An 18,803-nucleotide genomic window follows, 5' to 3' on the forward strand; every position below is an offset into this window, starting at 1 on the left:
CTTGAGGGGAAAGTACCGTGTCCATCGTTTTGCCTGGTGAGCTCGACTGGGTTCTCGACCTGCTGGGTTTTGAGTGGCCGAACCTCGACGAGGACCTGATCATGCAGGCCGCGCAGGAATGGCTCGATTTCGGGCAGGCCGCGCGCGACTACCAGGAAGAGGGCAATCGGGCCGCGGAGTACGTGCGGCAGGCGCACGGGGGTGAGGCCGCGGATGCCTTCCTCGAGCACTGGAGCAAGTTCTCCGAGAATGGCCTCGGTGTCGGTGGCGTCGGTATCGGCTACCTGGACGGTCTCGCCGGCGCGGGCGATGTGCTGGGGGTGATGCTCGATGTCGCGGCGGCAGCGGTGATCGCCCTGAAGATCTACGTCATCGTCCAGCTCATCGACCTGGCCATCGAGTTCGCCATCGCCCAGGCGTCCGCACCTGTCACCCTCGGCGCCTCTGAGGCTGCGCTTGCCGGGCGGGTCGCCATGATCAGGTTCATGGTCAAGCGGGCCCTGACGGAGGCGGCCCAGAAGATCGAGCAGGAAGTCCTGAAGGCGGTCAAGGAGAAGGCCGTCATCAAGACCAAGGAAATGGCCGTCGACCTGGCGAAGGACCTGGGTAAGGACATCGCCAAGTCGGTGGTCAGCGAGCTGGGGACCCAGGGCATCAAGCACCAGTTCGGTGCGGGTGCCGGTTGGGGCGAGAGCCTGACGTCGCTCGGGGTCTCCGCGGCCAATCCGGTCCTCGGCAAGGTCGCCGGCGAGTTCGAGCAGGACGACGACGGTAAGGGTTACCACCTTGAGACGAAGGCGGGCGGGAAGGTTGTCGAGGGCGCTATCGATGTGGCGCACGGCGACTTCGACGGCGCGCGGAAGATGACTCAAGGAGCCGGTGAGCTCTTCGACAACGTCACGGACAAGAAGGGCGACGAGTCCGGCACGGGTGAGGGTTCGGGGTCCGGAGAGGGTTCCGGGTCTGGTTCGGGTGAGGGTTCGGGGTCCGGTGAGGGATCTGGGTCTGGTTCGGGCGACGAGTCCGGCACGGGTGAGGGCTCGGGGTCCGGTGAAGGTTCGGGATCTGGTGAGGGTGCGTCGCAAGAGTCCGGCTCGTCGGAAGAGTCCGGATCGGGTTCGGACCAGGAAGCCGGGTCCGGTTCGGACCAGGAGTCGGGATCCGGTTCCGGCGAGGAAACAGCCCAGCCGGAAGAGCCCCGTCAGGGCTCTGCGAACGAACCCGACTACGAGAAGCTCGATGAAGGCGATCGCGTCCGCACCGTGTTCGGCTGACCAACCGTCGAACGGCGTCCCACCGCCACCACCCCCCCCCGGAGGAGGGTCTTACTGTGAGTACCGGTAACCGAGACAGCTTCGACGCGCTCGGTGAGCGCGACTATCCGATCGAGGACAAGAACCTCACCGAGGAGCAGAACGAGCACCTGACCGCGTCGCTGCGCAAGGTGCGTGACATGAAGGACGCGCCGCCCGCGCTGCAGGACCTCGCGCGTCAACTCCTCGGTGGGCGTATGGAGTTGAAGGATGTACTGGACTCGTCGTCCGGGCACCGTGCCCTGGGCGAGGGGCTGGCCGGCATGCGTGAGCAGTGGCGGAACATGTCGCCGCAGGAGCGGCAGCAGGTCCGGGACTACGACCCGGACGAGGACCCGAAGAACGCGCCCGGGCGCGACGGCAGGATCCGGTAATAACTGTGACTACCAACAGCGAGGCCTGGCAGCGCCATCGGGCCCGACGGTCGTTCGCGTACCGGCGTGGGACGGGCTGGATCGTCGGCGCCGTGCTCGTCGTGTTCGCCGTCAAGATCCTGGTCTCCGCGGGCAGTTGGGTCGGCTGGCAGGTCACTCCTCAGGGCGGTGACGGCGCGCCCGGCGTGTTCAAGTTCTCCGCGTGTGCGCCCGCTGGGGACGACTACCGGTGCACGGGCGCCTTCCGGGAGGACGGCGGGGCTCAACGGATCTTCGACGACGCCGTCCTCGTGACCCACTTCGAGCAGTTCAAGGGCGGCCTTGCGCCCGTGTACAGGATGCCGGACGGCGGCTACTCGTACGACAATCCGGGCGAGGTCACCACGGGGATGCTCGGTGGGGCGGCCATGGTGTTCGGCGCGGCCGCATTGATGGTCGGCATCGGCATCTTCTTCCTGGCGACCGGATATACGCCGCGTCCGCCGCGGCTGGCCGGCTGGTCCCGGTGGGGGCGCGTCTCCTTCGGAGAGGCGTGGCAGGTCGTGCGCTCCCGCGCGCCGCTCCTCTGGTCGATTGTCGGTTTCTGTGTCCTGGGGCTGGTGCTGCTGGTGACGGGCCCGCTGGTGGTGTCCCTCGCGTAACGCGCGGGCGCAGCAACGCCGTGGGCCCCGAGTCGTAATCGACTCGGGGCCCACGTGTGTGCCAGGTCAGATGAAGATCTTCGTCAGGATGATGCCGACGACGGCGGCGGAGGCCACCGTGATCACCGTGCCGCGCGTGCCGGGGCCGATGCTCCGACTCCAGGCGACCTTGAGCGGGGCGCTTCCACCGCCGCCTCGCGGCCAGTCCGCCCGAAGACAGAAGATCCCGGCCGCAAGGAAGAAGAGGCCGCCCAGCGCCATGAACGCGGACTGCTCCGTCTTCTCCGGATTCGACGTGTTGAACTCGCCGAGAAAGTTTCCGAGGGCCGAGTCGGGATTCAGGCGGGCAGTGTGCAGCTCCGTGCCCTTGCCTCCGGTCTTCATCAGAGCGCGGAGATAGGTGTCGCCGTCTGAGACCGGGGTGTCCCCGGGCTGCAGCGTCATACGGACGGATGTGGCACCCGAGGTACTTCCGTCGGGGCGGAACGCGCCGTTGCACGTCACCTGCAATTCGTGCGTGGAGCCGTTCTTTCGGGAACTGCCGCCGGGTGTCCTGCTGAAGCTCTGCTCGCACGAACTCGCCGTGAATGTCCCGCCAGTTCCGACGTGCCCGCTGGAATAGGCGGCCTGGAACGAGAACCAGGCCGTCAACATGACGAACGCCGCAATGAAGACGAATCCGAGAGCGCCGCGATCCCGAAAGCGGGTCTTCGCCTGCGGCTTCAGGGACTGACTCACGAAAAATACCGACCTTCGGTGTGTGGGGAGTGTGGGGGGAGGAGCCTACGATCGCGGGCCCGAACGCCCGGTCCGTTAGGGTACGGGACGCGATGCACCGGGCCTGAGCTCGCGCCCGAGCCGGGAATCGGAGGCCAATGACGAAGGCGCTTCGCCACGTACACATGACACACAGCTAGGGGGCACCACGCCATGAGTAGTGGTGGAAACGGATACGGCCCGCAGGGCGAGCGCGAGTACCCGATCGAGGACAAGAACCTCACCGAGGAGCAGAACGAGCACCTGACCGCGTCGCTGCGCAAGGTCCGTGACATGAAGGACGCGCCGCCCGCGCTTCAGGACCTCGCGCGTCAACTCCTCGGTGGACGTATGGAGTTGAAGGACGTACTGGACTCGTCGTCCGGGCACCGTGCCCTGGGTGACGGGCTGGCCGGCATGCGCGAGCAGTGGCGGAACATGTCGCCGCAGGAGCGGCAGCAGGTCCGGGACTACGACCCGGACGAGGACCCGAAGAACGCGCCCGGGCGCGACGGCAGGATTCGTTGAGGGCGGGATCCGACGTGACATCAACGGGGGCCGCCGACCAGTACGTGGCTCGGCGCGATTACATCTTCCGGCGCATGTTCGGCTGGATGGTCGGCCTCGCCATCGTGGTCATCGGGGGTGCTACGGCCTGGGCGGGCGTCGGGTACCTCGACGGCCACGTGACGGTCTCGGCGCGGCCGGGATCCGTCGTGGTGCAGTCGTGCAAGCCCGCCGACCCGGGCTACACCTGCACCGGCACCTTCGAGGACGACGCGACGGGCGAGAAGACGCAGGGCGCCACCTTGGCGACGGACCGCGACGCCATCCCGAACGCCGCACTCCCCGCGCTCAAGACGGACGACGGCTACACGGCCACGGACGACGGCGAACTCACCACGGGCAAGCTGTCGAGGGCGCTCTTCTGGCTCGGCCTCACGGACCTGCTGTGGCTCGTCGGTGCGTTCTTCCTGCTGACCGGCTACCAGCCGCGGCCGCCCCTCCACTACGGCCCCTTCATCGGCGTCTGGCGTGAACGGGAACGCCGCTTCGGACGGGTCACGTTGGAGGAGGGCTGGCATGTGGTGCGGCATGAGCGCGGTCCGGCGCTGCCGATCCTCGTCGTCGTAACGGTGTTGTGCCCGGTGCTGTTCGTCGGGAGCTGGCTGGCGGGCGGCGCGTGACGTGAGCTCTTCTTCGGGCTCGCCGGGGCCGGTGTCCTCGACGGGCATGTGACCGTCTCGGCACACCCCGACACGTTCCGGGTTCCGCGTCCAGTCGTGCGAACGCGCCGTCGACCACTACATGGTCGTGTCGCCCCTGTATGGCTGAGGCCGCGGGACCCGTCAACAATGTGCCGCGGGCCCGTACCCGACATCGTGTGGGTACTGGCCCGCGGGTATGACGAGCATCGGTTACAGCACAAGCCCCAAGAGCAACGACACCACCACGCCCAGCGCCCCGACCGCGGCCAGGCCGAAGAGGATCGGCCGGGTCGGGCCGCCCGCCGTGGACCGCCACGCGGTGCCGTACGACACCCTGCTGCGCCTGCCGGTGTGGCCGGTCACCGTCATGAAGGCGCCCAGCGCGGTCCCGATCAGCCAGGCGAAGGCGAACGCGAACATCAGCCCGCCGTTCCAGGCGCTGGCCTCGACGTACGAGAACTGACGGCTCTCCACCGTCGAGGTGGAGTCCGTCTGCGTCACCGAGATCTTCGTGCCTGCGGAGTGGGAGGACGACGGCTCGAGGTAGGCGTTGGGATCGCTGCCCTTGCCGCCGTCCGCGCTGAACGACCCGTAACACTTCACCTCTTCACGGGTGCGGTGCTTGCCGTGCGAGCGGTAACTGACGGTCTGCGTCGAGCACTGGGAGACCGTGAACTCGCCGTGCGTTCCACGCAACCCGGCGGCGTACATGGCCTGCCAGGCGAAGAGGCCGCCGGCGATGAGCGTGACGACCATGACGCAGACGCCGGTGAGGCGTGCCCTGAACGGGACCTGGTGCTTCGGGGGTATGGGCGCGGACGCGGGTGCCTGCGGCGGCGGGTAGGCGCGTGGAGGTTGCTGCTGATACGGACCTGGGGGAGGTCCCTGCTGCGGGTACGGCCCGGTAGCGGGCTGCTGCTGATACGGGTACCCACCTCGGGCCGGTGGCGGAGGCGGATACGCCCCGGGGGCCGGCGGCGGGGGCGGGTGCCCACCCGGGTTGGGTTGCTGCTGGTAGTGGGACATCGTTCGGGTGATTCCCCCTGTGCCGGACGGAACGCGGTACGGCTCTCCCCGCGCCTTGCGATTGCGGTTGTGGACGGTCGCGGAACGCTACCGCGGGTACATGGCAATCGTGCGAGGAGCCGGTGAAGACCCGCGCTTCGGGGCGAGTCCTGTGTGTCGGGATCACTAGGGTCGCCTTGTCGGACATCTGCGCCCGTGGGCCCGGGCTGCCGCGCGCACATCAACTGCGCGCCGCCGGGCTCTACTTGGGCGACACGCACGCACATTCATGGGGGAGCACATGGCAGGTTTCGGCTCAGGCAGCTTCGACGTCGACCCGGCGGTGCTCAAGGAACAGGGGACCTCCTTCGGCGAGTTGGGGAAGTCCTTCAAGACCGCCGCCAAGGAGCTGAAGTCCGCACTCGAGAGCGCCGAGGGCGACTGGGGCGAGGACATCATCGGGACCTTCAACGACATCTACGAGCCGGTGCGCGAAGGCATGATGACGTCGATGGAGCACCTCGCCGACGAGCTCGACAAGATCGGCGGCAACTTGAAGGTCATGGGCACCCAGTACGAGGTGACCGAGGACGACCAGGCCCAGATCATGATCGGGCAGCAGTCGAACTGTCCCGGCCTCGGCATGCAGTTCTGACCGCAGAGCGCATCCAGGTGCCGTATTCACGCACCGCATCGCCGAACCACCGACATACGAACCACCGACATACGAACCACCATCACACGCACCACGGGGGAGTGACACGGCATGGCATTGACCCTGCCCGACGAGGTCGCATGGGTCCTCGACCTGCTCGGCTACAGCTGGCCGGACGCCGACGAGGACAAGATCCACGAAGCGGCCGAGGCGTGGCGACAGTTCGCCACAGCGGTGCGGGACACCCAGAGCGGCGGCACCAACTCCGCGAGCGCTGTACTGAACGCCAACTCCGGTGACGCGTCCGAGGGTTTCGAGGAGGCGTGGAAGAAGTTCTCGAGCGGCGGGGGCGGTTACCTCGAGGACGCCGCGATGGCCGCCGAGATCCTCGCCTTCGCGCTCGACGCGGTCGCCGTCATCGTCGTCGCCAGCAAGATCGCGGTCATCGCGCAGCTCATCGCGCTGGCCTTCGAGATCGCGGCGGCGCAGGCGGCAGCGCCGGTGACGTTCGGGCTTTCGGAGATCGGCGCGGCCGGGGCGACCCAGGCGACCCGGCTCATCGTGCGCCGCATCCTCGACGAGCTGAAGCAGAAGCTCATCCAGCAGGTGACCCAGGCCGTCGAGCAGCAAGCGGTGCAGTCGGTCAAGGAGATCGTCCTCGACGTGGTGAAGGAAGCGGCCGTCGAGGCGGGCAAGGCTGCCGGGCAGAACCTCCTCCAGCAGGGCGTGCAGAACCACTTCGGTGCGCAGGACGGAATGAAGTGGGGCGAGGCGGCCGTGGTCGGCGCGGGCACGTTCGCCTCGGAGACCGTCAACGGTGCCGCGGGCGCCATCGGCGAGGCCTCCGGGCGGCTCGGCCCGGCCGGGCGGGTGCTCGGAGGGGCCGCGAGTGAGGGGCTCGGCGCGGTCGGTGAGGGCATCGGTGAAGGTGTCCACGCGACGGGCGAGGGCGTGGGCCAGGGTGCCGGGGCGGCGGCCCAGGGCATCGTGGACAGCACCGCCGAGAGCCTGCCGAAGGCGGGCGACGCCGTTACGGAGGCGCTGGACCCGAGTTCGATGATCTCGTCGCCGGGCGAGAGTGCCCAAGGTGCGGTGGACGGAGCGGTGGAGGGTGCGACCGGGGCACTCGGGGACGCGGCTCAGAGCGGGGTCGGGCGCCTCAGAGGGGAGCAGCCGGCAACGGCGGACGAACCGGGTGGCGGCTCTGGTCGGACTCGGACCGCGGAGGACGCTCGCGCCAGATCAGTCTTCGGCTGAAGCCGTCGACGTATCCACGTATCCACGTATCCACGTATCCACGTATGCGACGTATGCGATGTATCCGACGCGTACGCGTATCCAACGCATCCGCATACCCGACGCATTCACGTACCCGGCGTATCCGATGTAACCGACGTAACTGATGTAACGGACGCATGGGGCCTGTGTGAGCCCTGTGATCTCGTATCGATCCGTGACATTGTGTGGATCCTGTCACGGCACGGCCGGTCACCTGGGAACCGCCTTGGGTGACCGTGTCAGTTGTGGCTAAAGTACTGTCGCGGCACTATCGAGAAGTGCCACCCTCGCCCCAGTTCCCTCCGGGGGACCGAGAGGCGCGGGGACCGATGTCGAATTCTCATGGGGGCTAGTGGCCATGGCCGGTCAATTTAATGTGACGCACGAGGAGATGGTCGCGTTCAGCGGCCGTATCTCCCAGGTGAACGAGTCCATCCAGGGTGAGATCCAGCGACTGCAGACGGTGGTCGACTCGATCACCTCTGGCTGGAGGGGCCAGGCGGCCACTGCGTACAACAACCTGCAGAGCCAGGTGAACGAGGACGCCACCGCCCTCAACCGCGTGCTCAATGAGATCAAGGAAGCGATCGACTCGACGGCGTCGAACTACCAGACGTCCGAGGACGAGCAGGCTGCGTCGATCTCGCACGTCTCGTCGGGCGCCGAGGCCTCTCCCTTCGGATGAGCCTCCCCGGCCGCTGATCCTGCGCCATCACAGAGCGGCAGCGGGCAGCGCGCCACCGTCGTAATCCTTCATCACCTTCCGTCCAACATCCCCCGGGGGAGACATCATGTCCGGTCAGGTTCTGGTCAATTTCCAGACCATTTCCCAGGCTTCGCAGGACGTCAAGTCCACGGCCAGTAACGTCCGCCAGCAGCTCGACGACCTCGAGGCCGGCGTCAAGCGCATCGCTGCGAGCTGGGAAGGTTCGGCCCAGGAGGGCTACCAGGCCAAGCAGCAGGAGTGGGACCGTCGCGCCGCGTCCCTCCACCAGACGCTCGAGTCGATCGCCCGCGCGCTCGACACGGCCGCCCAGAACTACCAGGCGACCGAGAGCCGGAACACCAGCGTCTGGTCGTAGCGCGTCGGCGCGCGGGTAGCGCGGACAGCGTCCAGCGCGCGTAGCGATACGTGACCGGGGGCGGCAGGTGCGGATGCATCTGCCGCCCCCGGTGGCATGTCCGGGTTCGTCTGCGCCGACGCGTCGTGGATTGCGTTGGTGGCAGGCTTCAGCGGCCCTCGAGCCACCCCAGGGCGATGATCACCAGCGGCGTGGCGACACTCAAGGCCAGCGCCCCGGCCGTCATGCCCGGACGGACCTCCCGGTAGCCCCGGAGCCCCAAGTAGGCGACGAACAGCGGCAGTACGAAGCCCAGCACGAGTCCGTAGTGCCACCCTTCCTCCGCGAGGAGGAAGACCGTCATGCTCCACCAGACGGGGACCGACACCAGGGCGAGCATGCGGCCCCGGGACAGGAACAGATCGAGGAACGCACCCTCGCCGAACACGCTCACGCTTTACGCCGCCTGATTGTCGTCACTGCTGGTGCTCTCTGGAACCCCGCTTCCGGGGATCCGTTCGGCTGACCATTCGCTCCCACTGAGGTACGAATCCGATGAGCAAGGAATGCCGCAGCCAGATCGAACCGCACCTGCAGCTTGGCGAGCAACTGGTTGCCGTCTGCGAGTGCGAGTTGGCGCCAGGAGTACCCGACCAGCCGCTCTGGTTGATCCAGCCTCCGCGAGAGTCCGATCTCGAACGGCGGATCAAGGCCCGGCTCCCGGGAGCGGTTCAACGGTTCCTGCAGCACAGCCCGCCCAGGCCCATCTCCCGAGCCGAGCGCATCACAGGGGGCGTCGCCGACACCCTGGAGGGAGCTGAGAGGGCGATCGACAACGGAATCTCGCGCACCATGCATGGCGAAGGTCTGCACGGTGGCTGGGAGAGCCAGGCCGGCGAGTTCTTGGCCACGCACTACACCGCCACGCACACTCCCGCCTCCCAGCTGGCGGTCGCGTTCACCGGCCGCCGTGTGCTCGTCCTGGCGGATCGCGCGAAGCTGTGGCAGCTCAAGCGGTCGTACGAACCTCAGTGGGAGGCGCCGCGAACCGCTGTCGCCGGGGTCCGTGCGAACCCCAAGGGGGTTGTTCAGCGGGGGCGCTTCGAGCTCGTCTTTGCTGACGGCTCGTGGATCGCGCTGGTGGCATCGGTACCGACCCACGCGGAGCCGTTCGCCGCGCAGGCGGGTTCCTGAGGGTGGGGCGGGCTGCCCGGAGCGCGGGGCGGGCCGCCACCCCTCGCGCACGGACAAGCCGCCGTGTCGCCCTCCGCCGAAGGCCGGCCGGCGGACCTCACCCGAACATCGGCCCATCCCCCAACGTCGCAACCCCCGCCCCCACACAAATCGCCGCGAACGCCCACCGCGTCCGGCCGAACCGGGCCAGCAGAACCCCGAACCCACTCACCACGCCGCCCGCGAGGTAGAGCACCGTCCACACCCCGGCCTCGCTGCCCTGGCCGAGGCGGACGCCCGTGAGGACGATGGCGACGAGGGCGACCAGCGCGGAGATTCCCGCGGACACCCGGCGCGCCTGCCGGGCCGCGCGTCGGCGGTCCACCACGAGTCTCTGCTGCCCCAGACCCTGGAACCGCGCCTTCAGCGTCTTGGTCGCCGTCAGCTGTTCGTCGGATTCCGAGCCATAAGTCATGTCCCGGAGCCTAAACGTCACCGATCCTGCAGGCGCCGGGCGCGACAGGTTCCCTACACTCCCTGCTCATGTCGACACCTCACGGCCACGGCCCTGCACCCACCGCCACCGTCATACGTACTGGTCAGCGCAACGCGACCAAGGCGTTGCCGCTCGGCATCGTGCTGACGGCGGTGGGGCTGCTCGTACTGTTCGGCGGGGTGGCGATCACCGTCGGTCTCGGTGAGGACGATCCCAGCCCCAAGGGCGTCGTCGGCATCGTCATGGGCCTGCTCATCCTCTTCGTCAGCGTCACCAGCCTCATCTCCGCCTGGGTGTCGCGCCGTTCGACGGTGGGCATCGACCAAACCGGCCTCTGGGTCAGCGACGGCAAGGTGCGGGGCGTCGTCCCCTGGAACTCGCTCGCCGGCGTCGGCCTGCACTGGAGCAAGCTCGGCCGCACGAAGGTCTACTCGATCGAGCTGTGCCCCTCGGGCCCCATCGACCGCGACGACCCCGTCCTGTGGCCCCTGGTCCGCGACGAGGCGCCCCTCCACCCCGACCTGCCCCGGCTGCGCCACCGCCTCCCCGTCCCGCCGGGCTCGCGCGACGCGGTCGTCGCGGCGATCCAGTCGTACGTGCCCCAACTGTGGCTGGGCGAGGCAGAACGCGAGTCCGGGCACATGGGCGCGCCGGACCGGAAGGGACACCGGGAGCGGACGACGCGGCTGCGCGGCCAGGCGGCACGCTGATCCGAGGTCCGCCGATCCGAGTCCCTCACGCCGAGGCTCGCAATCGGAGGCCCGTACGATGATCGCCGGATTCGAACCGGCGGCACAGCGGTTCACAACGGGCTTCACAACGGGGGAGTTGTCCAACGCCCATGGCAGACATCGACATCAATGCCGCACGCGTACGCGCCACGGCCCACGACACCGAGTCCCTGGCCCGCCAGACGGCCAAGCGCCTCGGCCACGCACTCGACACCAGCGACGAGGTGCCCGCCTCCCACCACGGCCACGGCTGGCAGAGCCCGGCCGAGCTCAAGGCCTGCGCGCGCAAGTGGGAGGACCACATGGTGTCCCTCGCCAAGCGGATGGGCGAGCTGAGCGACAAGTTGCGGGATTCCGCGGACAGTTACGACCGCGCGGACGCCGAGGCCGAAGCGCGCCTGCGCGCCGGCCTGGCCGGTCTGACCGACCTCGGGAGGGCCTGACCATGGTCTCGTACGAGGGTGTGAACACCGCCCACCCGAAGACCTGGGCCACCGCGGCCGACGAATGGCACACCCTCGCCAAGCACGCCCTGGGCGCGGCGAAGGACCTGCGCGAATACGGCACCAAGCCGCTCGCCGACAACTGGACGGACGAGGTCGGCGCCACGGCGGCCGCCGAGTTCGAGAAGCTCGCGAACCAGCTCGAGTCGGCGTACGACATCCTCCTCGCGGTCAACATGGTCGCCGACGGCATGACGACCACCATCGAGACCGCGCAGAGCACCCTGCACGCCGCGCTGGACCTCGCGGCCCGCCACGGCCTGGAGATCGCGGCCGACGGCACGATCTCCGATCCCCGTGGGGAGAGCGAGGGGACGGAGTCGTACCGGGCCGAAGTGCAGGACCTCATCGACCAGGCGACCGAACAGGTCACCACCGCGGACAAGTTGGCCGCGGCCGAGTTCGCCAAGCTCGCCGCCCAGACCGGTGTCACCGACCCGGACAAGGCGCTGGGCGACCTCCAGGAGCACGCCTCCCACATCCAGTTGAGGATGCTCGCCGCCGACATCCCGGTCGGCGAGGACAAGGCGACGGCCCGCCGCTGGTGGAACGGCCTCACGCCCGAGCAGCGCAAGGACATGATGCTGGCCCAGCCGGTCGCCCTCGCCAACCTCGACGGCATCCCCGCCGACGTACGCCAGGAACTGCGCGGCACCGACGGCAAGTACGACCGCGTGAAGATGGTCGAGTACGCCCTCGCCAACTGGAACAAGGACGACCCCACCGACTTCGGCAACAACTGCGCCAACTTCGTCTCCAACGCCCTGCTGCACTCCGGCATGAAGGAGAAGACGAGCTTCTGGGGCACGGCCGACGACGACAACTGGATGGCCGGCCCTCGCACCGGCGTCGACGCGATCGACAAGCGACTCGCCTACTCCGACACCTGGGCCGCCGCCGAGAACCAGCAGAACTTCATGCTGGCGCACGGCGGTTCAGAGGTCCCGCAGGCGGAGGCGAAGCCGGGCGACATCATCTATTACGAGCAGGCCGGCGCGGGTGACACGGCCGAGAAGGGCAATACGCACCACGCGGCGATCGTCACCGCGGTGATGCCGGACGGCGAGATCAAGTACACCCAGCACAACAACGAGTACCAGAACGTCAGCCTGGAGGGCCGCCTCCCCTCGACCGAGAAGGACCAGGGCGACCAGAACCTGCGCTTCGTGCGCCCCAGCCCGGACTGGTACTGATGCCCTCGTCCTCCGTCCGGCGCTGGTGTCTCCAACTGCCGTTTCTCGTGACGCTCTTGGTCCTCGCCTCGGCGGCCCTGCTGGCGGCCCACTTCTCCTTCGATGGCGACACGTACCAGAACTGCCGCTACCTGGGCCCGTCCACGCGCACGTACGTCACGGCCTGGGCTGCTCCGCTGTGTGGATCGGCAGCGGTGGCGCTCCTGTTGGCCCTACGACGGGTGGAGCGACGGCGCGGGGAACGGCCGGGGGAGACGTGGCGGGGGCGCCGGGTGGCGGTGGCGGCGGTCTGCCTCGTCCCGGTCCTCCTGCTGGTCCAACTCGCGGCGCTGTACTGGGTGTACGCGCCGGACCCGGCTGGTGGGCAGGACTGTTCGGGGCTGACAGTGACCGGCCACATACCGCGCTGAAACACGCCCTCGCACGATGAGGAAGCGCCACCTCCGGGCAACTATCCTTCGAACAACTGTCACAGGTAGGGCAGTTGCGCCACGGGGATACAGGGGGAGCGCATGGCCATCGAGTTACCGGACGAGCTTGTCTGGGTCATGGACCTGATGGGTCTGAACTGGCCCCAAGTGAACGAGGACGCGGTCCACGAGTTCGCCGGACACGTCCGCACCTTCGCGGGTGACATCGGCGCGTCGCAGGAGCAGGCCTCCGAGACCATCAATGCCATGGCGGCCTGCTACGAGGGGTCGTCGTACGACCGGCTCGCCGAGACCTGGAGCCGGCTGGCGACCAGCCACATGACCGAGCTGATCCAGGGATGCGAGATGGCGGCGGTCGCCCTGGAGGTCGCGGCGGCCATCATCGTCGCGGCCAAGATAGCCGTCATCGCCCAACTCATATTCATCGCCGCCCAGTTGGCGGTGGCGGCCGCGACGGCGATCGTCACTCTCGGGGCGGCCGCAGCGGCCGAGGCGGCACTGATACAGGTCACCAAGAAGGTGGTGAACGAACTCCTCGAACGCGCCCTGGAAGAGGTGATCGCACACCTCGCGACCCAGGCCGTCGAACCGCTCGAGGAGATCGTGGGACGCGCGCTGAAGGGCCTGGTCCTCAAGGGCGTCGAGTCCGCCAGCGAGGCGATCGCCGGACCTGCCGACGCGGGCGGCGGCACCGGCTTCTCCATCCACCCGGACGAACTGCTCAAGCACGCCGACGACTTCAAGAAGCACTCCGAGGCCGTCGCCGGACACGCCGTCAAGTTCAGCAACGCGGCGTCGGGAGTGTCGTTCGGATGAGCCACCCGATAGCCAAGGCGCTCGAAGACGCCGCACAGCGCATGGGCAGGAAACTCGGCAAGGATGCCGCCAAGGCCGTCGGCGACATGTACAGCCAGGTCGGGGACGGCACCAAGAAGGTCGTCAAGAACATCCAGGACGCGGACGGCCAGCACGCCCACGAGCTCATCAACCTCGCGAACAAGGTGGCCAAGAACGGCGGCGAGACCGGTAAGGGCTCGCGGCGCAGAATGCGGGAACAGGCCGCCGCGCGAGGGGACTTCAACCGGCGCACCGGCGGACAGACCGAATACGACGCGGAAATGGTCCTCGACAGGAACAAGTATCCCGAGTCCGCGCAGCACATCGAGGACGCCCAGAACGGCACCGTCTGGCGTGGCGATGACAGTCGGCAACGTGCGCCCAAACCCGACGTCCTCACCATCGACAGAAACGGGGCGGACGACAACCGTGCCGACTCGCTCCGCGGGATTCCGACCGACAGTCCGCGGGACCGGGACGAATACCCTCCGGCCATGTACAAGGAGGGAGGAACGGGCGCGAGTGTCCGTTACATCGCGGCGAAGGATAACCAAGGATCGGGCTCGGCAATGGGAAGTGCTGTACGCGGCTTACCGGATGGCACCAGAGTCAAGATCTCGGTGCGCTAGACAGCGCCTGGAGGAGAAGGCGCGCGACGCACCGGGAAACTGCCGTTCCAGAGGCCAAAGGAGAGAATGACCTCATGAACTCTGCCGAGAAGTTGATCTCACATGCCCGTGAGGGGCACTTCCAGGAGGCACTGCCACAGCTGCTCGAGATCGCTCGTCGGCCTGGTGGCGCCCGGGGCCCCGTCTGGGAAGCGGCCGCCGCGTCGATCCAGATCCTGCTGTGGTTGGACCGCCCCGGTGAAGCCGCGGATCTGGCCGAGTCGTTGATCCGGACGGACGGCCCGAGCGGTGGCGAACTGTGCGACCAGGACATGCCGTTCGAGGAGGCACTCCTGGCCACCCCGGATAGCGCCCCAGAGGTCATTGCGGACCGCCTGGCCACGGTGGCGGAGACGGTGCCGACCGGCCGCAACCTGCAGGAGCAACTGTCCTGGCTTTCCGGGCAGCTTCCTCAGCGCCCTTTGGAAGAATTGCTGCCGGGGTTCAGGCCTTGGGGCGTACCGCTTCCGCCGTCGGGCGCCAAGCACCGTTCTCCACTCGTGGAGCGTGATTTCGAAACGCTCACCGCCGACGAACAGCACGTCGTGTGGATGTCGTTCAGGACCGCCAACGACTTCCCGCGCGCACACGATCTCGTCGTACAGGGCGGGCACACCCCGCCGCGCTACGCCGAGTGCTCCTGGATGGCAGGATGGTACGCGGTCGAAGGAGACATCGAGCGCGGCGAAGCCATGATGCTCGCCGCACACAGCCGATGGCACCCGTACAAGAAATGGGATGCCATCCCGACGGCTCCCGTCCTTCAGCCCACTCTCCGCCTGGTCACCACCGACCGAGTGCGGGAGCACTATCTGACACGGCCCATCGGCCCGGAAGCGAAGTGATTCGGAATGTCCGACGACGCAACGCCTGACGGCGCAACGCCCAAGGACTCAACGCCTGACGGCGCAACACCCGACGGCGCGACGTCCGGCGACGCGACGTCCGCCGGCGCACTGGAACGGCTGCTGAGCCGGGCCCGCGGCCCCATGGGCCCGGCCATCGACCTCGACTTCGGCTGGGAAACCGGCCCCCTCGCCGAACTCGGCACGGTCCTCTCCAGCATGAACGGCTTCTTCCTCTTCAACGCCGGCGTCCAGGTATTCCGCGCGGGTGACGAGGGCCTCGGCCCCGACCTGCTTTCCTGGAATGCCGAGGAAACGTGGAAAGACACCTACGACGATCTCGCTGACGACATCTTCTGTTTCGGCCAGGACCTCTTCGGTACGCAATTCGGCATCATCGACGGCGCGAAGGTCGTCACGCTCAACCCGGAATCCGCGGAACTCACCGAACTCGGCACCAGCCTCAACGACTGGGCGGCCTGGCTCCTCGAAGACCCCGACGTCAACGGCACGGCCAGCTTCGCGTACGCCTACCAGAAGGCGAACGGCGCGCTGGACCCGGCCGAGCGCCTGATCCCCCGCCGCTTCTTCGTCGCGGGTGGCGGTTATGACTTCGACAACTTCAAGGTCGTGGACGCGGCGACCGCGATGCGGATCCGGGGACCGATCGCGCAGCAGGTGTTCGACCTTCCGGACGGGGCGACGCTCCGACTGCCGAGCCCGAACCCCTTCGGGTGAGCCTGCGGCCGTGGCTGTCCTGAGGGGAGATCGGCCCCGCCCCTTAGGGCAGCACCACGGCAACCACCGCGGCGTAATCCTAGGAGAGCCTCGGCTCGGGCCACTTGCCGTCGTCCAGCCCGGCGAGCCTCGCCAACTCCGCACGCTCCGCCCCCAATTCCCGCCGCCGCGACTCCAACTTCCCCCAGTCGTCCGGCTTTACGAAGAGCATGGCGTCGGTCGTGGGGGAGATGACGACTCCGCCGTACGGGAGATCACCGGCCACCCAGCCGCCCTCGTCGAACCCTGCAGGCCACCGCGTACTTCCCGCGGCATTGACCCCACGCATCAGCGGAGCACCGTGCTGCCCCCGAATCGACACGCGCAGCGCGAACACAGTCCCGTAGACCTTGCCCCTCCCCTCCTTCTTGACGACCCGCGAGTGGTGAGTGAGCGGGTAATGACGCAAGACCCTTTTGCAGGCGAAGATTCTGGTCGCAAACCTGAGGCGGAGCACGGTGTGGATCAGAACGAACAGACCGGCGACAACCGGCAGCGCGGCGAGCGTGGATTCCTGCACCACGCCCAGCCTGATGCAGGCGATCGGCCCGACCATCAGCGTCACGATCAGACACAGACGGAATGCGACGAACTTCGCGAGGGCCCGGAAGTTGCGCGACAGCACCCGCTCCACGTCGGGTGTCGCGGGAATCGTGGCGGGGCTTGAAATGTCGGCGGTCATGGTGAGTTCGTGAGTTCCCTTTACGCTCGGGCGGTGCGGGCGGCCTGACGCTTCCTGACCTCCATGAGGTCCTCGCCGCCGGGAAGCGCCAGCACCCCTGGCCCCCAGTTGTCCCCCGCGTGCCACGCCCCGTGCTCCATGGCCTCGGGCCACCGCCGCTTACGGGGCACGCCGCTGGCGGACATGAGGTGACTCCACTCATTGCGCGCACCTTCGGCCCCGATCCGCAGCCGGACGGGCACGCCACTCGGGTCGGTGACCTGATGCTGCTTGCGTACGGCGGAGACGATCCGCCAGGGGTGCCGTTCGAGCACTCGCCGCATGCGCTTCAGTGACCGGAGCGAGACGACGTACAGGTACAGCTGACACAGGTAAACCAGGAAGACCACGGCCCCGACCATTCCGAGCAGGTTCCCGCCGCTTCCTCCGCGGCGCCCCTTGAAACGGACGTCGGACAGGCCGATGACCCCGAACCCGTCGAGCAGACTCAGCGCGACGAACGAACCCACCCAGAAGACGGTCCAGAGGGTGAGGCGCACTCGTACCTTGCGTCTGGACTTCGTCCAGGCGGTGCGGGTGCCGGGATCGTCGAAAGCGCATTTCGTCAGGGGGAGTTGTGGCGCGAGTTGCGCCTCCTGAGTCTCGTCGGCGGCCGCACCGTGCATGATTCGATCTCCTGGATGCTCGACTGCATCGGGCCCGGACAGAGCAGCCTGAGCGAACACCCCCGGACACATGTCAACGCAGCGTCTCAACGCCGCTCCGGAACCCTATCCAGACGGCTCGGACTCAGCAGGCCCCTTTCGCTGGTCGCTGGTCGGACCCCCGGACCATCTGGGATCATCCCGTACTCGCCACTTCGACAGCACAGGAGCCGTGCCCGTCCTATGAACCTCGCCGAAGCCAAGAGTGCGATCGCAGCCGCGCGCGCCGAGGACATGGCCCCTCGCGTCGGCGCCCTTCTCCCGCCAGGAACCCCCGTCACCGGCCCCTTCGCCATCAACCGCCTGGATTGGTGGCGGGAAAGGGAGCCCGTCGCTCCGGCCGACCGGCGTCCGGAGGTATTCGGTGATGTCGGCAACCCCGTCGGCACTGGGCAGAAGGCCAAGGTGGTGGCCTCGACGTTGTTCTGGGGAGATGAGAACGCCTCGACGAGCGGCCCCAAGCGCATCTGCGACGACCCGGGAAAGCGCGAAAAGTACAAGCGCCGCAAGCGCGGCTTCTGGGGAGGCTGGGACAGCCTGGCAGGGCAATTGGAAATCGCGATTCAGCCCCGCTCCCGCTGGTGGTACGTGTACTCGTTCCTCGTCCTGACCCCTGACGGGCTCCAGGTTTTCTACGCGCCCAGTGCTGTTATGCCCCCTTCTGGCATCGCAGATGAAGGCGCCGAGGTCGGCTGGTACTGCCCCCGCTCTCAACTGGCATGGATCCGCCGTCAGAAGAAGGAGCAGCTTTTCGAGTTCGGCTTCGCCGACGGATCCTGGGCCACGCTCAATCTCCCCGAGCACGAAGCGTTCACCACGCAGGTGTCGGGCATCCTCCCGGTCGGCGCGACCAGGCCGTAGTTGTCGCCCGCGATGTCGGTTTGTTCGGTGCGCACGGACGGCCGTGGACGTGGTGAGGGGGCAGGCCGCCACTGTGGCTTCTCTCCCGTAGGCGTGGGAGTGGTGTGCCCGTGAGGGGTATGCGCTTTCTTCTGTTTCTTCCATAGGCGAGTAAAGATCGAACCAGATGCGCATCGCTGTGTGGGGCCGGAAGTCTCCCCTCCGATAATCTGCCCGGCAGTGCCCGATCGCGGTAACGACGGCAAACGGGGGAGGTGCACGGGGCTGATGGACTTCCAGATCGACACCGATCGCATGAAGACATTGATCGGCAGGCTGGACCAGGTGGACGACCGCATGCGGGATGCCCAGCAGCGGCTCAACAAGGTGGGCCCGAAGGGCCTCGGTACGGACGGCCTGGATGACGCCTGTGACGACTTCCAGGACGACTGGGGCGACGGCATCAAGCGGATCGCCGACTCCGCCAAGACGCTGCACGAGGGGCTGCAGAAGACCCTCGATGCCTACCTGACGACCGATCAGGACATCCAGAAGGGCTTCAGCCAGTAGGAGCTCCACCAGGACCTGCGGCCGCCGCGGTGCCGACACCCCGCGCTGGAGCAACTGGCACA

26 protein-coding genes are annotated in these 18,803 nt (G+C 67.8%); 20 read left to right on the forward strand and 6 right to left on the reverse strand.

Features of this window, described 5'->3' with window-relative positions:
- Nucleotides 1–17: 17 nt before the first annotated feature.
- The 3 genes from OHA73_RS30800 to OHA73_RS30810 are packed head-to-tail and all read left to right on the forward strand — an operon-like array spanning nt 18 to nt 2,328.
- A complete protein-coding gene (locus OHA73_RS30800; RefSeq protein WP_266714836.1) occupies nt 18–1,274 on the forward strand; it encodes a WXG100-like domain-containing protein in 1,257 nt (418 codons plus the stop codon).
- Between the two features lie 56 nt (nt 1,275–1,330).
- The gene (locus OHA73_RS30805) at nt 1,331–1,687 is read left to right on the forward strand and encodes a hypothetical protein (protein WP_266714837.1); all 357 of its coding nucleotides are present in this window, start codon (nt 1,331–1,333) and stop codon (nt 1,685–1,687) included.
- Nucleotides 1,688–1,692: 5 nt separating this feature from the next.
- Nucleotides 1,693–2,328: a hypothetical protein gene (locus tag OHA73_RS30810; RefSeq protein WP_266714838.1), complete on the forward strand. Its 636-nt coding sequence runs from the start codon at nt 1,693–1,695 to the stop codon at nt 2,326–2,328.
- Nucleotides 2,329–2,394: 66 nt separating this feature from the next.
- On the opposite strand, the gene OHA73_RS30815 is transcribed toward OHA73_RS30810, so the two are convergent.
- On the reverse strand, nt 2,395–2,772 hold the full coding sequence (locus OHA73_RS30815; RefSeq protein WP_266714839.1) for a hypothetical protein: 378 nt from the start codon (nt 2,770–2,772) through the stop codon (nt 2,395–2,397).
- 486 nt (nt 2,773–3,258) lie between these two features.
- Here OHA73_RS30815 and OHA73_RS30820 point away from each other — a divergent pair, with 486 nt between their 5' ends.
- Both OHA73_RS30820 and OHA73_RS30825 read left to right on the forward strand, forming a co-directional pair.
- Entirely contained in the window at nt 3,259–3,612 is a 354-nt protein-coding gene (locus OHA73_RS30820) for a hypothetical protein (RefSeq protein WP_266714840.1), read from the forward strand.
- 14 nt (nt 3,613–3,626) lie between these two features.
- Entirely contained in the window at nt 3,627–4,271 is a 645-nt protein-coding gene (locus OHA73_RS30825) for a hypothetical protein (RefSeq protein WP_266714841.1), read from the forward strand.
- A 231-nt stretch (nt 4,272–4,502) separates the two neighbouring features.
- Here the strand turns inward: OHA73_RS30825 and OHA73_RS30830 are convergent, their stop codons facing one another.
- On the reverse strand, nt 4,503–5,048 hold the full coding sequence (locus tag OHA73_RS30830; protein ID WP_266714842.1) for a hypothetical protein: 546 nt from the start codon (nt 5,046–5,048) through the stop codon (nt 4,503–4,505).
- A gap of 550 nt (nt 5,049–5,598) precedes the next feature.
- On the opposite strand from OHA73_RS30830, the gene OHA73_RS30835 reads away from it, so the two are divergent.
- From OHA73_RS30835 to OHA73_RS30850, 4 genes are all read left to right on the forward strand, one after another.
- On the forward strand, nt 5,599–5,952 hold the full coding sequence (locus OHA73_RS30835) for a WXG100 family type VII secretion target (protein ID WP_327656648.1): 354 nt from the start codon (nt 5,599–5,601) through the stop codon (nt 5,950–5,952).
- A gap of 111 nt (nt 5,953–6,063) precedes the next feature.
- Entirely contained in the window at nt 6,064–7,209 is a 1,146-nt protein-coding gene (locus OHA73_RS30840) for a WXG100-like domain-containing protein (RefSeq protein ID WP_327656649.1), read from the forward strand.
- Between the two features lie 379 nt (nt 7,210–7,588).
- Nucleotides 7,589–7,915, forward strand: a complete 327-nt coding sequence (locus tag OHA73_RS30845) for a WXG100 family type VII secretion target (protein WP_266714845.1) — start codon at nt 7,589–7,591, stop codon at nt 7,913–7,915.
- A 106-nt stretch (nt 7,916–8,021) separates the two neighbouring features.
- Nucleotides 8,022–8,312, forward strand: coding sequence for a WXG100 family type VII secretion target (locus OHA73_RS30850; RefSeq protein WP_267068998.1), 291 nt, complete (start codon nt 8,022–8,024; stop codon nt 8,310–8,312).
- Nucleotides 8,313–8,460: 148 nt separating this feature from the next.
- On the opposite strand, the gene OHA73_RS30855 is transcribed toward OHA73_RS30850, so the two are convergent.
- On the reverse strand, nt 8,461–8,745 hold the full coding sequence (locus OHA73_RS30855; RefSeq protein WP_327656650.1) for a hypothetical protein: 285 nt from the start codon (nt 8,743–8,745) through the stop codon (nt 8,461–8,463).
- A gap of 101 nt (nt 8,746–8,846) precedes the next feature.
- Here OHA73_RS30855 and OHA73_RS30860 point away from each other — a divergent pair, with 101 nt between their 5' ends.
- The gene (locus tag OHA73_RS30860) at nt 8,847–9,485 is read left to right on the forward strand and encodes a hypothetical protein (RefSeq protein ID WP_327656651.1); all 639 of its coding nucleotides are present in this window, start codon (nt 8,847–8,849) and stop codon (nt 9,483–9,485) included.
- A gap of 97 nt (nt 9,486–9,582) precedes the next feature.
- Here OHA73_RS30860 and OHA73_RS30865 read toward each other — a convergent pair whose 3' ends face one another.
- Nucleotides 9,583–9,939, reverse strand: a complete 357-nt coding sequence (locus tag OHA73_RS30865; protein WP_327656652.1) for a hypothetical protein — start codon at nt 9,937–9,939, stop codon at nt 9,583–9,585.
- A gap of 68 nt (nt 9,940–10,007) precedes the next feature.
- On the opposite strand from OHA73_RS30865, the gene OHA73_RS30870 reads away from it, so the two are divergent.
- From OHA73_RS30870 to OHA73_RS30905, 8 genes are all read left to right on the forward strand, one after another.
- A complete protein-coding gene (locus OHA73_RS30870) occupies nt 10,008–10,670 on the forward strand; it encodes a hypothetical protein (RefSeq protein ID WP_327656653.1) in 663 nt (220 codons plus the stop codon).
- A 131-nt stretch (nt 10,671–10,801) separates the two neighbouring features.
- Complete coding sequence (locus OHA73_RS30875) at nt 10,802–11,134, forward strand: type VII secretion target (protein ID WP_327656654.1); 333 nt, start codon at nt 10,802–10,804, stop codon at nt 11,132–11,134.
- 2 nt (nt 11,135–11,136) lie between these two features.
- Nucleotides 11,137–12,387 carry an amidase domain-containing protein gene (locus OHA73_RS30880; protein WP_327656655.1) on the forward strand — a complete coding sequence of 417 codons (1,251 nt, stop codon included), beginning with the start codon at nt 11,137–11,139 and terminating at the stop codon, nt 12,385–12,387.
- A complete protein-coding gene (locus OHA73_RS30885) occupies nt 12,387–12,797 on the forward strand; it encodes a hypothetical protein (protein ID WP_327656656.1) in 411 nt (136 codons plus the stop codon). The genes OHA73_RS30880 and OHA73_RS30885 overlap by 1 nt, the downstream gene beginning before the upstream one ends.
- A 102-nt stretch (nt 12,798–12,899) precedes the next feature.
- A complete protein-coding gene (locus tag OHA73_RS30890; RefSeq protein WP_267068991.1) occupies nt 12,900–13,634 on the forward strand; it encodes a WXG100-like domain-containing protein in 735 nt (244 codons plus the stop codon).
- Complete coding sequence (locus OHA73_RS30895) at nt 13,631–14,284, forward strand: NucA/NucB deoxyribonuclease domain-containing protein (RefSeq protein WP_267068990.1); 654 nt, start codon at nt 13,631–13,633, stop codon at nt 14,282–14,284. The genes OHA73_RS30890 and OHA73_RS30895 overlap by 4 nt, the downstream gene beginning before the upstream one ends.
- A 74-nt stretch (nt 14,285–14,358) precedes the next feature.
- On the forward strand, nt 14,359–15,168 hold the full coding sequence (locus tag OHA73_RS30900) for a hypothetical protein (protein ID WP_267068989.1): 810 nt from the start codon (nt 14,359–14,361) through the stop codon (nt 15,166–15,168).
- Between the two features lie 6 nt (nt 15,169–15,174).
- Nucleotides 15,175–15,906 (forward strand): SMI1/KNR4 family protein, encoded by a 732-nt coding sequence (locus tag OHA73_RS30905; RefSeq protein ID WP_267068988.1) that lies wholly within the window; start codon nt 15,175–15,177, stop codon nt 15,904–15,906.
- Between the two features lie 79 nt (nt 15,907–15,985).
- On the opposite strand, the gene OHA73_RS30910 is transcribed toward OHA73_RS30905, so the two are convergent.
- Both OHA73_RS30910 and OHA73_RS30915 read right to left on the reverse strand, forming a co-directional pair.
- Nucleotides 15,986–16,627 carry a hypothetical protein gene (locus OHA73_RS30910; protein WP_267068987.1) on the reverse strand — a complete coding sequence of 214 codons (642 nt, stop codon included), beginning with the start codon at nt 16,625–16,627 and terminating at the stop codon, nt 15,986–15,988.
- A 20-nt stretch (nt 16,628–16,647) separates the two neighbouring features.
- Nucleotides 16,648–17,292 carry a hypothetical protein gene (locus OHA73_RS30915; protein ID WP_267068986.1) on the reverse strand — a complete coding sequence of 215 codons (645 nt, stop codon included), beginning with the start codon at nt 17,290–17,292 and terminating at the stop codon, nt 16,648–16,650.
- Between the two features lie 222 nt (nt 17,293–17,514).
- On the opposite strand from OHA73_RS30915, the gene OHA73_RS30920 reads away from it, so the two are divergent.
- Both OHA73_RS30920 and OHA73_RS30925 read left to right on the forward strand, forming a co-directional pair.
- Complete coding sequence (locus OHA73_RS30920; RefSeq protein WP_266714860.1) at nt 17,515–18,192, forward strand: hypothetical protein; 678 nt, start codon at nt 17,515–17,517, stop codon at nt 18,190–18,192.
- A gap of 264 nt (nt 18,193–18,456) precedes the next feature.
- On the forward strand, nt 18,457–18,741 hold the full coding sequence (locus tag OHA73_RS30925) for a hypothetical protein (protein WP_323179681.1): 285 nt from the start codon (nt 18,457–18,459) through the stop codon (nt 18,739–18,741).
- The last annotated feature ends 62 nt before the right edge of the window (nt 18,742–18,803 follow it).

Origin of the sequence: Streptomyces sp. NBC_00483, from assembly GCF_036013745.1 — a bacterium.
Taxonomy (GTDB): domain Bacteria; phylum Actinomycetota; class Actinomycetes; order Streptomycetales; family Streptomycetaceae; genus Streptomyces.

Excerpts from the sequence above, each read along its gene's own strand:
- OHA73_RS30815 (WP_266714839.1), bottom strand. The coding sequence starts at position 2,772 with ATGACGCTGCAGCCCGGGGACACCCCGGTCTCAGACGGCGACACCTAT.
- OHA73_RS30820 (WP_266714840.1), top strand. The coding sequence starts at position 3,259 with ATGAGTAGTGGTGGAAACGGATACGGCCCGCAGGGCGAGCGCGAGTAC.
- OHA73_RS30830 (WP_266714842.1), bottom strand. The coding sequence starts at position 5,048 with ATGGTCGTCACGCTCATCGCCGGCGGCCTCTTCGCCTGGCAGGCCATG.
- OHA73_RS30835 (WP_327656648.1), top strand. The coding sequence starts at position 5,599 with ATGGCAGGTTTCGGCTCAGGCAGCTTCGACGTCGACCCGGCGGTGCTC.
- OHA73_RS30840 (WP_327656649.1), top strand. The coding sequence starts at position 6,064 with ATGGCATTGACCCTGCCCGACGAGGTCGCATGGGTCCTCGACCTGCTC.
- OHA73_RS30845 (WP_266714845.1), top strand. The coding sequence starts at position 7,589 with ATGGCCGGTCAATTTAATGTGACGCACGAGGAGATGGTCGCGTTCAGC.
- OHA73_RS30850 (WP_267068998.1), top strand. The coding sequence starts at position 8,022 with ATGTCCGGTCAGGTTCTGGTCAATTTCCAGACCATTTCCCAGGCTTCG.
- OHA73_RS30860 (WP_327656651.1), top strand. The coding sequence starts at position 8,847 with ATGAGCAAGGAATGCCGCAGCCAGATCGAACCGCACCTGCAGCTTGGC.
- OHA73_RS30865 (WP_327656652.1), bottom strand. The coding sequence starts at position 9,939 with ATGACTTATGGCTCGGAATCCGACGAACAGCTGACGGCGACCAAGACG.
- OHA73_RS30870 (WP_327656653.1), top strand. The coding sequence starts at position 10,008 with ATGTCGACACCTCACGGCCACGGCCCTGCACCCACCGCCACCGTCATA.
- OHA73_RS30875 (WP_327656654.1), top strand. The coding sequence starts at position 10,802 with ATGGCAGACATCGACATCAATGCCGCACGCGTACGCGCCACGGCCCAC.
- OHA73_RS30880 (WP_327656655.1), top strand. The coding sequence starts at position 11,137 with ATGGTCTCGTACGAGGGTGTGAACACCGCCCACCCGAAGACCTGGGCC.
- OHA73_RS30885 (WP_327656656.1), top strand. The coding sequence starts at position 12,387 with ATGCCCTCGTCCTCCGTCCGGCGCTGGTGTCTCCAACTGCCGTTTCTC.
- OHA73_RS30890 (WP_267068991.1), top strand. The coding sequence starts at position 12,900 with ATGGCCATCGAGTTACCGGACGAGCTTGTCTGGGTCATGGACCTGATG.
- OHA73_RS30895 (WP_267068990.1), top strand. The coding sequence starts at position 13,631 with ATGAGCCACCCGATAGCCAAGGCGCTCGAAGACGCCGCACAGCGCATG.
- OHA73_RS30900 (WP_267068989.1), top strand. The coding sequence starts at position 14,359 with ATGAACTCTGCCGAGAAGTTGATCTCACATGCCCGTGAGGGGCACTTC.
- OHA73_RS30905 (WP_267068988.1), top strand. The coding sequence starts at position 15,175 with ATGTCCGACGACGCAACGCCTGACGGCGCAACGCCCAAGGACTCAACG.
- OHA73_RS30910 (WP_267068987.1), bottom strand. The coding sequence starts at position 16,627 with ATGACCGCCGACATTTCAAGCCCCGCCACGATTCCCGCGACACCCGAC.
- OHA73_RS30915 (WP_267068986.1), bottom strand. The coding sequence starts at position 17,292 with ATGCACGGTGCGGCCGCCGACGAGACTCAGGAGGCGCAACTCGCGCCA.
- OHA73_RS30920 (WP_266714860.1), top strand. The coding sequence starts at position 17,515 with ATGAACCTCGCCGAAGCCAAGAGTGCGATCGCAGCCGCGCGCGCCGAG.